This window comes from Streptococcus sp. X13SY08 (assembly GCF_001182825.2).
GTDB lineage: Bacteria > Bacillota > Bacilli > Lactobacillales > Streptococcaceae > Streptococcus.
This window is the reverse complement of record NZ_LFYO02000004.1, coordinates 119,374-133,116: the sequence shown is the minus strand read 5'-3', so window position 1 is coordinate 133,116 and position 13,743 is coordinate 119,374. Positions and strand designations below refer to the sequence as shown.

Genomic DNA, 13,743 nt, shown 5'->3' with positions numbered 1-13,743 from the left:
ACGATTAGATTCACTCTCAACAGGACATAGATGTCATCTAAAAGAAAAGTGATAGAAAAAAGTTCGATACAAATGTATCAAACTTTTTATAAATATTTAGATTTGTAATCTGTAAACTCCGCCTGATTTGCCCAAACATAATGTCCAGGTTTAATTTCCATCATTTCAGGTTTATCTACTGAATAATCATGCGAATCTGGGTCATAGACAACCAACTCTTTCTGACGTTCCAAAATAGGATCTGGAATTGGTACGGCAGATAAAAGTGATCGAGTGTAAGGGTGGACAGGATTACGGAACAATTCTTCTGTCTCAGTCACTTCTACAATGACTCCCTTGTAAATAACCGCAATGCGATCTGAGATATAGCGAACCACTGACAAATCATGCGCGATGAAAAGGTAGGTCAATCCCAACTCTTTTTGGAATTTCTTCAACAAATTCAATACTTGGGCGCGTACGGATACATCTAGAGCTGAAATTGGTTCGTCAGCAATAACGAACTCAGGTTGCATAACCAAGGCACGTGCAATACCGATACGTTGCCGTTGCCCACCAGAGAATTCATGTGGATAACGCGTCAAATGTTCCGCTAAAAGACCAACCTCATTAATGATATTACGTACTTTTTCTTGACGCTCTGCTTCGTTTTCATAGAGTTTGAAATTGTATAAACCTTCTGAAATGATATAATCAACAGTCGCACGTTCATTCAAACTGGCAGCAGGATCTTGGAAAATCATTTGAATTTTACGGATAAGTTCACGTTCTTTTTCTTTTGATTTTCTTCCATTAATCTTTTCGCCGTTGTAAAGAATGTCACCTCCGCTAGTTTCATTCAATCCGATGATGGCACGACCGATTGTTGTCTTACCAGAACCTGATTCTCCAACGAGCGAGAATGTTTCTCCTTTATTGATGAAGAAATTAGCGTTTTTAACTGCCACAAATTTTTTGCGACCTTCACCGAAAGAAATTTCTAAATCTTTAATTTCGACTAATTTTTCAGCCATCTCTTCCTCCTACTTAATTTCTTCTACTGCCATTTTAGCAGCAATTTTGGCATGTAAATCTTGGATAGCATGCGGCTTATCAACCGCTGGCGCCTCTGGATGAAGCAACCATGTTTTCGCCCAGTGCGTATTATTCACATGAAAAACAGGGGCACTTTCTTCAAAGTCAATTTGCATGGCAAATTCTGAACGGGGAGCGAAAGCATCACCAATGACTGGAGTGTAAAGTGACAGCGGCGTACCTGGAATAGAATATAAATCGCCATTTTCATCCGCCAATTGAGGCAAACTCGAAAGAAGACTCCAAGTATATGGGTGACGTGGGTCATAGAAAATATCTTCTACTGTTCCGCACTCAATAATATCACCAGCATACATAACAGCCACTTTATCCGCAATACTTGCTACTACTCCCAAATCGTGAGTGATGAAGATTGTAGTGAAGTTGTATTCTTGCTGGAGTGCTTTTAATAAATCAAGAATCTGAGCTTGGATGGTAACATCTAGCGCTGTAGTCGGCTCATCACAAATCAAAACATCTGGACGACAAGCAAGGGCAATTGCAATAACGATACGTTGACGCATACCACCTGAATATTGAAACGGATATTCATCAAAACGTTTTTTCGCTTCAGGAATATCAACTTTATCCATATAGTCAATGGCTAGTTCTTTAGCTTCTTTAGCAGAAACCCCTTGATGCTTCACAATGACTTCGGTAATTTGCTTACCTATTGTGACAATGGGGTTTAAGCTAGTCATGGGGTCTTGGAAAATCGTGGCAATTTTTGCACCACGAATCTTTTGCCAGTCCTTATGCCCTCTCAAAGCTGTTAATTCTTCCCCACGGTAGAAAATCTTACCAGAAGCAACACGCCCATTATCTTCTAACATCCCTGTGAAGGTTTTTGTTAAAACAGATTTACCTGATCCTGATTCTCCAACGAGAGCAAGAACTTCTCCCTCAATCAACTCGAGCGAAACGCCACGAATTGCTGTCAAGACACGATCTCGGACATCAAATTCCACAACCACATCTTGAGCAGTTAATATTGCATTTTTATTTTCTGTCATATTGATTCCTTATCTATGTGTACGTGGATCACTCGCGTCTGAAAGGTTTTGACCAACGATGAAGAGCGACAGAGAAACCAGAACAAGCGCTGTCAGTGGAATCCAGAAGAGATAGTAATTAGTTGTTACGTTCTTTGAATACTCAGAAATCAGACGCCCTAAACTTGGTACAGTAACAGGAAGACCGATACCAAAATACGATAGAAAAGCTTCAGATGAAATATAACCTGGTAAACTTTGTGAAGCATAGGTAACGATAACCGAAACCAACTGCGGTAACAAGTTTTTAATGACCAATTTGAATGTTGAAGTTCCCAAGGTGCGGCTCGCCAAGTTGTATTCCAAGTCTCGGTAACGCATAATTTGAACACGAATACCGTAGGCTACACTAATCCAACCGGTTACACAGAAAGCCAAAATCAAATTCCAGAAACCAGCTCCTAATGCATAGGTCATCACGATGATAACCAAAAGGTAGGGAACGTTAGAAATAACGTTGTAGACCTCAATCATAAATTTATCAAATGTTTTTGAGACTCCCCAGATACCACCAACGATTACACCGATTGTTACGTTGATAACCGTTGCAATAAGGGAAATCACAATCGAGTTTCTGGCCCCATACCAAACCCCATCAAACAAAGAACGTCCACTACCATCTGTACCAAACCAATATTTAGCATTTGGCCAATTGTAACGTGCACCAAAGTCATTGATATTCTTAACATCTGTTAAATCAAAAGTAGAAAACAAAGGGTAAATGAAACTCATCAAAAGGATTCCTGCTAAAATAATCAGCATGGCGATTGTTGATTTCTTCCGGAAAAATTGTCGAGCAACTGCATTCCAATATGAGTATGATGGTGCATCAATGACTTCAGAGGCAAAGTCGTCGCGTTTGACAAATTGGAATTTACTTTTATCAATAGTAGACATTACTTACCTCCTTTTGTATCTAATTTAATACGTGGGTCAACAACGGTCATCATGATATCCCCTAAGAGAAGACCGATAATCGAAAGTGCTGCAAAAATAAAGCTTAGAGCAACAACCATAGTATTATTGGATGCATTAATTGAATCAATCAACATTTTACCCATACCAGGGAAGGCAAAAACAGATTCAGTAAAGGTTGCACCAACAATAACTGAAATAATAGCCTCTGGAATACCAACAACCACTGGTACCATTGCATTTTTCAAAATATGGTGATTGGCGATTTCTTTTTCCGTCAACCCTTTTGCACGTGCAAAGCGGACAAAGTCGCTAGATTGTAAGTCAATGATATAACGACGAATCCAAATAGCCAAGATAGGAGTACTTAAGAGCCCTAATAAGACCGCTGGCAGTAAATAAGAACGGAAGTTTTCTGCGCCTAACTCAGGGAAGCTCGTCGGAAGATTAAAGAGAACTCCAAACAACAGACGGAAAATATAAACAAAGGCAATACTTGGTAACGCCATCAAAAAGCTCAGAGTAGCCGTTGAAACCGTATCAAATAATTTATTCTTGTAACGAGCCATCAGCATCCCAAGAGGAATTCCTAAAGCATAGGAAATAGCAAGCCCAATCAAGCCAATAATAGCAGAGTTCGCCATCATAGATGGGTCCCGGTAACGACTTTCTGTCGCAGTATACGCATCCCCTTCACCAAAATTACGAATTGCTTGTGCATCTGCTTTACTTGGTGATTGATATGTTCGGCTATAGATATCTACAGAAGATTTTTTTGTCTGTCCTGTCGGGAAGGTTACATCCGTAGACAGAGTTTCCCCTTGTCCATTTGTCAACACATCCAATACCTTAACATTGGAATAAGTTGGATAAGAAATTCCTAGGTCCAATGTAAGAAAGTTTTGGTGAACAAATGGAAATTGGCCATTTACATAAAGAAGGTATTTGTGTTTGGTTCCAGAACCTACTACAGACCAACCGATTGCTGGGTCATTTTCCACACGGATATAGCGCTCTAAATCAGGATTTGACGGATCTTGAATACGATTGGTATGATCCACCTCAATCATATTACCATAGAACTCAAATATTCTTTGGTAAAGAGGGATTTCGCGGGTAGCATAAAAGAGCTTGCTCTCTTCGAATTGATGCAAGGTCCATCCTTTACCCTTTTTAGCAATATATTCTTCATAGATTTTTTTATTGCTATCGTTGACTTCTGTGGTCACTGAACCATCCAATTCTTTAGCTGCATTTTGCAATTCCTTAGTATTAAGATAGTCAATATAGCCCATACGCTCATAGACCGTGTTGGTATAATTTACCTTCCCGTCTGGCTTTGCAGCCATTTTCGTATACGTTGGATCTTTCTTAAAAATATACTTTCTTGGTACCATCGTGTAAATAATGGTAAAAATTAAAGTGGTTACCAAAAAAAGCGATAAGAGAGAACGCAAGATACGTTTAAAAACATACTTCTTCATTCTAAACCTTTCCTACAAACTCCAAAAGAACTTTCTCGATGATTTTTGAGAAAGTTCTTTTGAAAATTATTTATTATTTTTCAACGTGATCAGCTAACTCTTCTTGTGCTTTTGCGTTAGATTCAGTTTTTTCTTTTTGCCATTCTTCACGTTTCTTATAGATATCTTCGGCCTTAACAGGTTCAGTTCCAACTTCTAAGTTTTTGAAAGTTTCTGATCCTTTAATACCTACCCATGCATAAGCTCCAGTGAATGGAACAAGTTTAGAAACAACAGGAGCACCACCAGGAGCACCTTGATATGGAATAGCAAGGGCACTATCTGTCAACCAAGCCTGAGCTTCAGCATATTTTGCGTAGCGTGCATTCACGTCTGCTGTTTCGCTGGCAGCGGCATCAAGCAGTTCTTTATATTTGTCTAAGCCAACTGTTGTCATGAATGGCTCGGTCTTACCACGTGTCACTCCCAACTTGTCAATATTTGCACCTTTTTCGGGATCTAAGATATCGAGGTAAGTTGATGGATCTTGGTAGTCAGGACCCCAACCTGCGTAAGAAATATCATTTGCAAGTCAATCACTACGTTCTCAGCACCAAGCGATGCTTCGATGGACTGTTTCATAGATTGAGCTTGAGCAACACTAGTTGCACTCGTTTGGTTGACAGGCATATCCAAGTGAACTGGGAAAGTTACACCCTCAGCTTCAAGTGCTGATTTAGCTTTAGCAAATTCTGCTTTGGCTTTTTCTTGGTTATAAAGACCATTTTGTCCATCAGACAAGTCAACATCTTTCCACTCATCACCGTAAGTAACCAATTTTTCCTCTGTTAACTGACCGAAGTTTTTGCCTCCAGCACTTACAAACGTATCAGGAACAATCATGTTACGCAATGCTTTATCAGATGCATCTTTACCGACATTTTGAGCCAAGTAGGTTTGACGATCAAAACCAAAAGCAATCGCTCGACGGAAGTCTTTGTTCAGCAATGCTTTCTTAGCGCTCTCTTGTTGAGTAGCATCTTTTGATGTATGGTCAAAATTAGAACGGTTTAGGTTAAAGAAAGAATAGTAAGTTGATGAACCAGACAAACCATAATAAATATTTTCGCCAAACTGTTCTTTTACAGCTGAATAGCTGGATGAGTTAGGGAAGACACGAGCCGTAGAATAGTTGCCGCTCTTGAATCCTTCAATCAATGACTCTGGATCATTCCCATCGTAGAATGTTAATTTCACATCAGAGATTTTAACTTTGTCAGCATCCCAATACTCTTCATTTTTTGTCAACTCAATGGATGATTTTGAAGTCATCGCGCTGATTGTATACGCACCGTTGTAAAGAAGACCGTCAGGAGATGCTTTACCAAAGTCGCCGCCTGCTACGAATTCAGCATTGACTGGCAACATGACACTCATTGTTGTTTTTGAGTTCCAGAAGCTCTCTGGCTGATTCAAGGTATATTGAACTGTACGTTCATCAAGTGCTTTAATGCCAACTTTGTCAAAGTCCACTTTACCTTCGATATAATCATTCAAACCAGCAACTGAATCTTGAACAATGTAAAGCGCTTCAGATTCATTATCTGCCGCATATTTCAATGCAGTTACAAAATCTTCAGCTGTTACGTCGCCGTATTCTTCACCATCAAAGGTATACCACTTTACACCTTCACGCAGTGTATAAGTGTATGTTTTACCATCTGCAGAGGCTTTCCAATCTTCAGCAAGCGATGGAACAAGATTCCCATACTTGTCGTATTCCAACAATCCATCGACGGCATTAGTCGCAAGGTCTGAGATTTGTTGGCGGCTGTATTTCAAATAATCTAATGATGAAGGATCTTCAGTGTAAACATATGAATATGTCATGCCTTCTGATTTACTTGAGGAACTGCCATTCCCACAAGCGGCCAAGAAAGCTGCAGAAAGCAAGGTTACACCAGCAATTGCTGCGATTTTTCTTTTTTGCATAAATAGGTCTCCTGTTTAAAAGTTTTCTGAATCACTTGCTTTTTCTGAAACAATTCTTAAAGGATATGTTACCTATTATATCATGAGAAATTTTAGTTGTAAAGTTATTTTATTTACTTTTTTTAATTTTCTGACTTTTCAGCAAATTGTGGTCTATTTTCACTTAAGAGGCTTTTCTATTTTTATGGTACAATAGAAACAGTTGGAAGGAATGAACATGAAAAAATATTTATACAGCCTAGTAGCTGTGCTATTCTCTTTTGCTTTTCTAGGAGAAACTGTGGCGGCAGCAGATTTTTCGGTAGCTGCAAAGGAGGCCATCGTCGTAGAGGTTTCTATGGGAAAAGTCCTGTATGAACAAGATGCCTCAAAGCCTACCTATATAGCTTCCATCACTAAACTGTTAACTATTTACTTAGTTTACGAAGCAATCGAAAAAGGTGAAATTTCTTTAGACACTGCAGTTGAGATTTCCGATTATCCTTATCAACTGACCGTGGATAGATTAGTCAGCAATGTTAATTTGGATGCGAGAAATTACACGGTCAGCGAATTGTTAGATGCGACTACTATCTCGTCTGCTAATAGCGCAGCAATTGCCCTCGCAGAAAAGATATCAGGGAGTGAGTCAGCTTTCGTGGATCGGATGAAGAGCAAATTGAAAGAATGGGGGATTACGGATGCGACCTTAGTCAACGCAACGGGTCTAAACAATGAATTTTTAGGAGACAAGATCTACCCTGGTTCTGAAAAGAATGATGAAAATAAACTATCAGCACATGATGTAGCTTTCATCGCACGTCGCTTACTCTTGGATTATCCACAAGTTTTAGAAAGGACCTCACAAGCTAACTATACTTTTTCTGGCATCACCTATGCGAATACCAACCAGATGTTGGTCGGTGGAGCATTCGAAAGAGCTGGTGTTGATGGTTTAAAGACGGGAACAACTGAATTAGCCGGGGCTTCTTTTGTCGGTACTACCAATGAAAACGGTATGCGAATTATTACAGTGATTTTAGGAGCTACGGATGGCGAAGAATTTCCTGAAAATCGTTTTGTTGCCACCAATCAACTGATGACATACGCTTACGATCATTTTGAATTAACAAATTTCGTTGAAGCTGGTCAAACTTCTCCTGGAAGTAGCATCCATTTATTTAATGGGCGTGAAGAAACTGCTCCAGTAGTCGCGCGAAACAAAATGACGGTTGTCCGCCGAAAAAATAGACAAACAGAACTAACTGCAAATTTCAAAGCTACTCAAGAGATTTTTGATGCACCAATCGCTAGCACAACCGCAGTTGGTACTCTCACGTTCAATGATGATGACTTGGTTGGCAGTGGCTACTTAGGGGAAGTCCCTCATGTAGAAATGATAACAGCCGAGAAAATTGAGACAGCCATTTGGCCTATTTCCTGGTGGAATCACTTTGTCCGTTATGCGAACGAGAAATTGTAAAAATAGATTGATAACAGAGAAAAACTCGCCCAAGAGCGAGTTTTTTTATTTTAAAAGTTAGACACTCACATCATGTCGTGTAAAAGAAAATCTACGATTTTCCTTATCTTTAATCAACCTGAACAACACATAGTAGAAATGCTCCCGCATTTCTACTATGTCCAACTTCAGTTGGTGGATGATTCCCCCAAGAGCTTTTTGGCTGTTCATGTCTAATCCACATGAAAAAAGTTGTTCAAGCAATTTTTTCTCATCTCCAATCTCGGTTGGAGGGTTATGTATGTAGAAGAGCATTATAGCTATTCCACTACTAAAAACACTACCCAACCGATCCTTCCATTTCATAAGCAATCAAACGGTTAAGCTCGACAGCATACTCCATTGGGAGTTCTTTGGTAAATGGTTCAACAAAGCCCATAACAATCATTTCTGTCGCTTCACTTTCTGACAAGCCACGACTCATAAGGTAGTAAAGTTGTTCTTCAGAAATTTTGGAAACTTTTGCTTCATGCTCGAGCGCCACTTGTGAATTATGGATTTCATTGAATGGAATCGTATCCGATGTTGAGATATCATCCATGATAATGGTATCGCACTCAATGTGACTGACGGATTTAGCTGAATTTTTTCCAAAGGTAACTTGACCCCGGTAGTTTACCGCTCCTCCGCCTTTTGCGATGGATTTTGAAACAATAGATGACGATGTGTGCGGTGCATTATGAATCATCTTGGCACCTGTATCTTGATTTTGTCCTGTATTGGCAAAGGCAATGGTCAACATGGTACCACGCGCACCTTCTCCTTCCAGATAAACGGCAGGATATTTCATGGTCGTTTTGGCACCAAGGTTCCCGTCAATCCATTCTACGGTAGCATTCTTCTCAGCTCGCGCACGCTTTGTAACCAAATTATACACATTATCTGACCAGTTTTGAATGGTCGTGTAGCGTACATAGGCACCTTTCAGGGCAAAAATTTCTACGATGGCCGCGTGCAAACTATTGGTCGAGTAGGTCGGTGCGGTACACCCTTCTACATAATCGACACTAGCACCTTCATCAACGATAATCAAGGTACGTTCAAATTGCCCAGTGTTCTGGTTATTAATGCGGAAATAAGTCTGAAGGGGAATATCTACTTTGACGCCTTTGGGCACATAGATAAAGGCTCCACCAGACCATACCGCCGAATTAAGGGCAGCAAACTTGTTGTCCGTTGGTGGGACCAATTTTGAGAAATATTTTTTGAAGAGCTCTGGGTATTCCTTGAGAGCTGAGTCGGTATCCGTAAAGATGATGCCCAACTTTTCGAATTCGTCCTTCATATTATGGTAAACAACTTCTGATTCGTATTGAGCAGAAGCTCCCGCCAAGTAAGCACGTTCTGCCTCTGGAATCCCAATTCGTTCAAAGGTTTCCTTTATTTTTTCAGGAACATCATCCCATGACCGTGCTGGTTTGTCTGATGGTTTTTGATAGTAAACCAAATCATCAAAATCAATGCTTGAAAGATCTGGCCCCCACTTTTGCATCGGTTTTTGGTTAAAGGCTTCTAGCGATTTCAGGCGAAAATCTAGCATCCATTCAGGTTCGTCTTTAGCTGCAGACATTTCACGGACAACAGCTTCATTGAGCCCCTTACCCGTTGAATAGACGGGCTCTACATCGTCGTGAAAACCAAATTGGTATTCCCCTAAATCAATGGGCTTTGGTTCCACAATTTCATTTGTTTCTGTCATACTTTTCTCACTTATTTTTTAAGATTTTTGCATGTTTTATTTGGTTTAGTTGAATTCATCTAGCCATCAAACTTCCATCTCACCTTAGCGATTAAATTAGAAGGTTAGCTAATTCAGTAAAATCTCATCATCGAAGACTTTACCTCCTGTCGCAATTACATCTCACTGCGTTTCACTCTTTACCTTCTTCGGCTGCTAAAGCAGTCCCTTGAAGGACGCAAGTTCCCGACGCAACTTGCTAGAAGACTGACTAGATCACGAAAAAGGCATTATCGCCCATTTTCATTCTCATCGCGATTACATCTCACTGCGTTCGATAGATTTTTTGAGTGCATTCCACGAAAGGGTGGCGCATTTAATACGTTGGGGAAATTTTGATACACCTGCCATAAAGCTTGCATCTCCCAATTCTTCTTGGCGCTCGTCTGTTTTTCCTTGAACCATGATAGAGAAGATCTCTGCTAATTCTAGAGCGTCAGCTTTACTTTTTCCGATAACTGCATCTGTCATCATACTAGAGGACGCTGTGGAAATTGTACAGCCATGTCCCGAAAAGGCGATATCTTCTATGATATCTCCATCAAATTTGACGGCCAGGGAGATGACATCCCCACAAATTGGATTGTTAAGCTGAACTGCTTCGACTCCATCCAGTCGTCCATGGTGATGGGGATTTTTTGAATGGTCGGAAACAACCGCCATGTAAAGGCTATCTAATCTAGAAAGTGCCATTGAAAAACTCCTTTGTCGCATGGATAGCTTGAATTAGTTTGTCGCAATCTTCCTTGGTATTATAAATGTAAAAGCTGACACGAACCGCTGTTGAGATTCCAAGATGGTTAATCAAAGGCTGGGCACAATGATGACCTGCACGCACAGCTACACCTTCATAATCAAGAGCTGTCGCAACATCATGCGGGTGCAGACCCTCCAAATTAAAGGCGATTACGCCCGCATGTTGACGAGGATCTTGTGGACCGTAGACGGTCAAGCCTTCGATGGCTTGCAATTTTGGCAAAATATAGGCTACCAACTCTTGTTCATAAGCGTGGATAGCATCCATTCCGATTGACTCAAGATAATCTATTGCTGCACCGAGAGCAATCGCTCCTGCAATATTAGGTGTACCTGCTTCAAACTTCCATGGCAATTCTTTCCAGATGGCCTCCTGCTCATACACAAAGTCAATCATTTCACCGCCAGATTCAATCGGGTCCATTAGATTGAGAATCTCTTCTTTACCATAAAGAACGCCAATACCTGTCGGTCCCAGCATTTTATGACCTGATAGAGTAAAGAAGTCACAGTCTAAATCCTGCACATCAATCTTCATGTGGGGCGCAGACTGAGCGCCATCCACAACCATGTAAGCTCCAACCTTGTGTGCTAGCTCTGCTATTTTTTTAACAGGATTGATACAACCCAAAACATTGGAGACGTGAGCTTAGGCATAAATAAGCTTAGCTCCTGTTTTCTGGCAAGCAACTTGCCAAGGAATAATATTGGAATGATGCTCCATAATAGAAATTAAGACTTCATCATCTGGTTGCAGAATTTGTTCCGCAAAGCGCCCAATCCAATTGAGACCTGTAGTTGTTCCACGTGTGAAAAGCACTTCCTTAGTAGACTTGGCATTGATGAATTTGCGCAGTTTTTCGCGACTAGCTTCATATGCTGTAGTCGCACGTTCTGCTAAAGTATGGACCCCACGATGGACATTAGCATTGTCCTCATGGTAATACGCATTTAAAACATCTAGCACTGCTTGCGGCTTCTGTGTTGTCGCTGCGTTATCAAGATAAACCAACGGCTCGTCGTTAACGATTTGGTCTAAAATCGCAAAATCTTTGCTGATTTTATAGGCATCTAGCATGGATATCCTTTCTAAAGCATTTAAAGTGGATAGAGTAAATAGAAGGTAACTTCTTCATTTCCCACAGAAAACACTTTACTGTACTCTCTTAGCGTTTGTCTAACTTACTATCCAATACGTCAACCATCTCATCACGCACTTCTTTGACCGGAATTTCCGTGATAACAGTACCCAGGAAGCCATGAATAACGAGACGTTCTGCAGTTGATTGGTCAATTCCACGGCTCATAAGATAGTACATATCTTCTGGGTCCACTTGACCGATAGAAGCTGCATGTCCAGCCGTCACTTCATTCTCATCAATCAAAAGAATAGGATTAGCATCACTTCGTGCCTTGTCGGACAACATCAGTACGCGACTTTCTTGTTGAGCGTCTGCTCCTTTAGCCCCCTTAACAATGTGGCCAATACCATTAAAAGTAAGAGTCCCACGCTCTAAGATGACTCCATGTTGCAGGATATGACCGATTGAATGCTGACCGTAATTGGTAACACGCGTATCAATCCCTTGAATTTGACGACCGCTTGACGCTGCAACAACTTTTAAGTTAGCACGGCTACCATTTCCAATCAAATCACTATCAAAATCCGCAATGACGTTGCCTTCATTCATCACACCAAGTGCCCAATCCACTGTCGCATCATTGGCGTGACGTGCTCGACGACTCATGTAAGCCGTGACATGTTCTCCAAGACGGTCAATCGCAGAAAACTTAATCTGACTACCTGCTTGGGCGATGACTTCAACCGAAATATTGGCACTCACTTCTACTTGGCCTTGTCCGATGGATTCAAAACGTTCTAAATAAGAGAAGGAGCTGTTTTTTCCTGCAACAATGAGAATGTGTTTGTTAAAAGGAAGGGCGCTATCGCTGTCCTGAAGAAAAATGCCTTCAATAGGTTGATCAATTTCCACATTATCAGGAACATAGAGAACAGCTGCGCTATTGAAGCAGGCATAGTTATAAGCTGCCAGTTTGTCCTCGTCGTAGGACACGGCCGTCCCAAAATGCTGTTCAATGATTTGAGGAATTTCCTCCAAGGCTGAGTGGAAATCTATAAAAATAACCCCTTGGTTGATGAGTTCCATTGGCAACTGCTCAAGAACTGTTTGTGTCCCAACTTGGACTAATTTAGGATTATCACCAAGAGCAGTAAAATCTGGGATATTCCCTGCAAAATCAGATTCTGCCAGAGTCCCATCTCCCAAGTTCCATCGATGAAACTTAACACGTTCAATAGCTGGTAAATCCAGCTCAGCTATTTTTTCAAAAGCCGAAAGTCGCAAATCTTGTAGCCATATCGGCTCCCCTTTGGTCTGTGAAAAAGCTAAAATATCTTGTTTTGACATAAGCGCCTCCAAACTAGACTTCTTCACTATATTCATAGCCAAGCTCTTCTGCGATTTGAGCGTATCCCTCTTTTTCAAGGCGAGCAGCCAATTCTGGACCACCTGAAAGAACAACTTTTCCTTCCATCATGACATGGACCACATCAGGCGTGATGTAATTGAGGAGGCGTTGATAGTGGGTGATAATCATAGCACCAAATCCTTCACCACGCATTTCATTGACACCTTTTGACACGACTTTGAGAGCGTCGATATCAAGACCTGAGTCAATCTCGTCAAGAAGGGCAAACTTAGGTTCCAGCATGAGGAGTTGCAAAATTTCGTTGCGTTTTTTCTCACCACCTGAAAAGCCTTCATTGAGGTAACGCTCTGCCATTTCTTCTTTCATACCAAGAAGTTCCATTTTCTCGTCTAATTTCGTGATGAAGTCACGAACAGAGATTTTTTCATCGTCTTCTTTACCCGCATTCATGGCTGCGCGGATAAATTCAGCATTGGTAATACCAGGGATTTCTGATGGATATTGCATGGCAAGGAAAAGGCCTAAACGAGCGCGTTCGTCCACTTCCATCTCAAAAATATTTTCACCATCCAGAAGAACTTCCCCTTCTGTTACTTCGTAATTCGGATGACCCACGATGGCTGCTGATAAGGTTGATTTCCCTGTGCCGTTTGGTCCCATGATAGCTGCAACCTCACCCGTTTTGAGCGTCAAATTGACACCTTTCAAGATTTTTTTGTTCTCAATTGACACATGAAGATTTTTAATTTCCAATACAGACATGATAGTCTCCTTTTATTTTTATCTCATTGTATTATACCA

The 13,743-nt window shown here is 40.8% G+C and carries 10 protein-coding genes and 2 pseudogenes; 1 reads left to right on the top strand and 11 read right to left on the bottom strand.

Going from position 1 to position 13,743, the window contains the following annotated elements; all coding sequences use genetic code 11:
• Positions 1-86: 86 nt before the first annotated feature.
• The 5 genes and pseudogenes from AEX56_RS08010 to AEX56_RS07990 form a co-directional block, all read right to left on the bottom strand.
• Positions 87-1,013 (bottom strand): ATP-binding cassette domain-containing protein, encoded by a 927-nt coding sequence (locus AEX56_RS08010; RefSeq protein WP_049618644.1) that lies wholly within the window; start codon positions 1,011-1,013, stop codon positions 87-89.
• A 9-nt stretch (positions 1,014-1,022) separates the two neighbouring features.
• Complete coding sequence (locus tag AEX56_RS08005) at positions 1,023-2,087, bottom strand: ABC transporter ATP-binding protein (RefSeq protein WP_049618643.1); 1,065 nt, start codon at positions 2,085-2,087, stop codon at positions 1,023-1,025.
• Between the two features lie 9 nt (positions 2,088-2,096).
• A complete protein-coding gene (gene oppC / locus AEX56_RS08000) occupies positions 2,097-3,023 on the bottom strand; it encodes an oligopeptide ABC transporter permease OppC (protein WP_049618642.1) in 927 nt (308 codons plus the stop codon).
• Positions 3,023-4,525, bottom strand: coding sequence for an ABC transporter permease (locus AEX56_RS07995; protein ID WP_049618641.1), 1,503 nt, complete (start codon positions 4,523-4,525; stop codon positions 3,023-3,025). The genes oppC and AEX56_RS07995 overlap by 1 nt, the downstream gene beginning before the upstream one ends.
• 73 nt (positions 4,526-4,598) lie before the next feature.
• Positions 4,599-6,496 (bottom strand): annotated as a pseudogene (locus AEX56_RS07990) (peptide ABC transporter substrate-binding protein).
• Positions 6,497-6,713: 217 nt separating this feature from the next.
• Here AEX56_RS07990 and pbp3 point away from each other — a divergent pair.
• Complete coding sequence (gene pbp3, locus AEX56_RS07985) at positions 6,714-7,958, top strand: D-alanyl-D-alanine carboxypeptidase PBP3 (RefSeq protein WP_049618640.1); 1,245 nt, start codon at positions 6,714-6,716, stop codon at positions 7,956-7,958.
• A 57-nt stretch (positions 7,959-8,015) separates the two neighbouring features.
• Here the strand turns inward: pbp3 and AEX56_RS08605 are convergent, their stop codons facing one another.
• The 6 genes and pseudogenes from AEX56_RS08605 to sufC form a co-directional block, all read right to left on the bottom strand.
• Positions 8,016-8,201, bottom strand: coding sequence for a hypothetical protein (locus AEX56_RS08605; RefSeq protein WP_160315188.1), 186 nt, complete (start codon positions 8,199-8,201; stop codon positions 8,016-8,018).
• 76 nt (positions 8,202-8,277) lie between these two features.
• Complete coding sequence (gene sufB / locus AEX56_RS07975; RefSeq protein ID WP_049618638.1) at positions 8,278-9,696, bottom strand: Fe-S cluster assembly protein SufB; 1,419 nt, start codon at positions 9,694-9,696, stop codon at positions 8,278-8,280.
• Positions 9,697-9,993: 297 nt separating this feature from the next.
• Positions 9,994-10,428 (bottom strand): Fe-S cluster assembly sulfur transfer protein SufU, encoded by a 435-nt coding sequence (sufU, locus tag AEX56_RS07970; RefSeq protein WP_049618637.1) that lies wholly within the window; start codon positions 10,426-10,428, stop codon positions 9,994-9,996.
• Positions 10,415-11,569: pseudogene (locus AEX56_RS07965) on the bottom strand (aminotransferase class V-fold PLP-dependent enzyme). Before AEX56_RS07965 ends, sufU begins: the two are co-directional and overlap by 14 nt.
• Positions 11,570-11,657: 88 nt before the next feature.
• Positions 11,658-12,920: a Fe-S cluster assembly protein SufD gene (gene sufD, locus AEX56_RS07960; protein WP_049618657.1), complete on the bottom strand. Its 1,263-nt coding sequence runs from the start codon at positions 12,918-12,920 to the stop codon at positions 11,658-11,660.
• A gap of 13 nt (positions 12,921-12,933) precedes the next feature.
• Positions 12,934-13,704 (bottom strand): Fe-S cluster assembly ATPase SufC, encoded by a 771-nt coding sequence (gene sufC, locus AEX56_RS07955; protein WP_049618636.1) that lies wholly within the window; start codon positions 13,702-13,704, stop codon positions 12,934-12,936.
• Positions 13,705-13,743 lie beyond the last annotated feature (39 nt).

What these genes read in the sequence shown, in the direction of transcription:
- AEX56_RS08010 (WP_049618644.1), bottom strand. Translation starts at nt 1,013, where the DNA reads ATGGCTGAAAAATTAGTCGAAATTAAAGATTTAGAAATTTCTTTCGGT.
- AEX56_RS08005 (WP_049618643.1), bottom strand. Translation starts at nt 2,087, where the DNA reads ATGACAGAAAATAAAAATGCAATATTAACTGCTCAAGATGTGGTTGTG.
- oppC (WP_049618642.1), bottom strand. Translation starts at nt 3,023, where the DNA reads ATGTCTACTATTGATAAAAGTAAATTCCAATTTGTCAAACGCGACGAC.
- AEX56_RS07995 (WP_049618641.1), bottom strand. Translation starts at nt 4,525, where the DNA reads ATGAAGAAGTATGTTTTTAAACGTATCTTGCGTTCTCTCTTATCGCTT.
- pbp3 (WP_049618640.1), top strand. Translation starts at nt 6,714, where the DNA reads ATGAAAAAATATTTATACAGCCTAGTAGCTGTGCTATTCTCTTTTGCT.
- sufB (WP_049618638.1), bottom strand. Translation starts at nt 9,696, where the DNA reads ATGACAGAAACAAATGAAATTGTGGAACCAAAGCCCATTGATTTAGGG.
- sufU (WP_049618637.1), bottom strand. Translation starts at nt 10,428, where the DNA reads ATGGCACTTTCTAGATTAGATAGCCTTTACATGGCGGTTGTTTCCGAC.
- sufD (WP_049618657.1), bottom strand. Translation starts at nt 12,920, where the DNA reads ATGTCAAAACAAGATATTTTAGCTTTTTCACAGACCAAAGGGGAGCCG.
- sufC (WP_049618636.1), bottom strand. Translation starts at nt 13,704, where the DNA reads ATGTCTGTATTGGAAATTAAAAATCTTCATGTGTCAATTGAGAACAAA.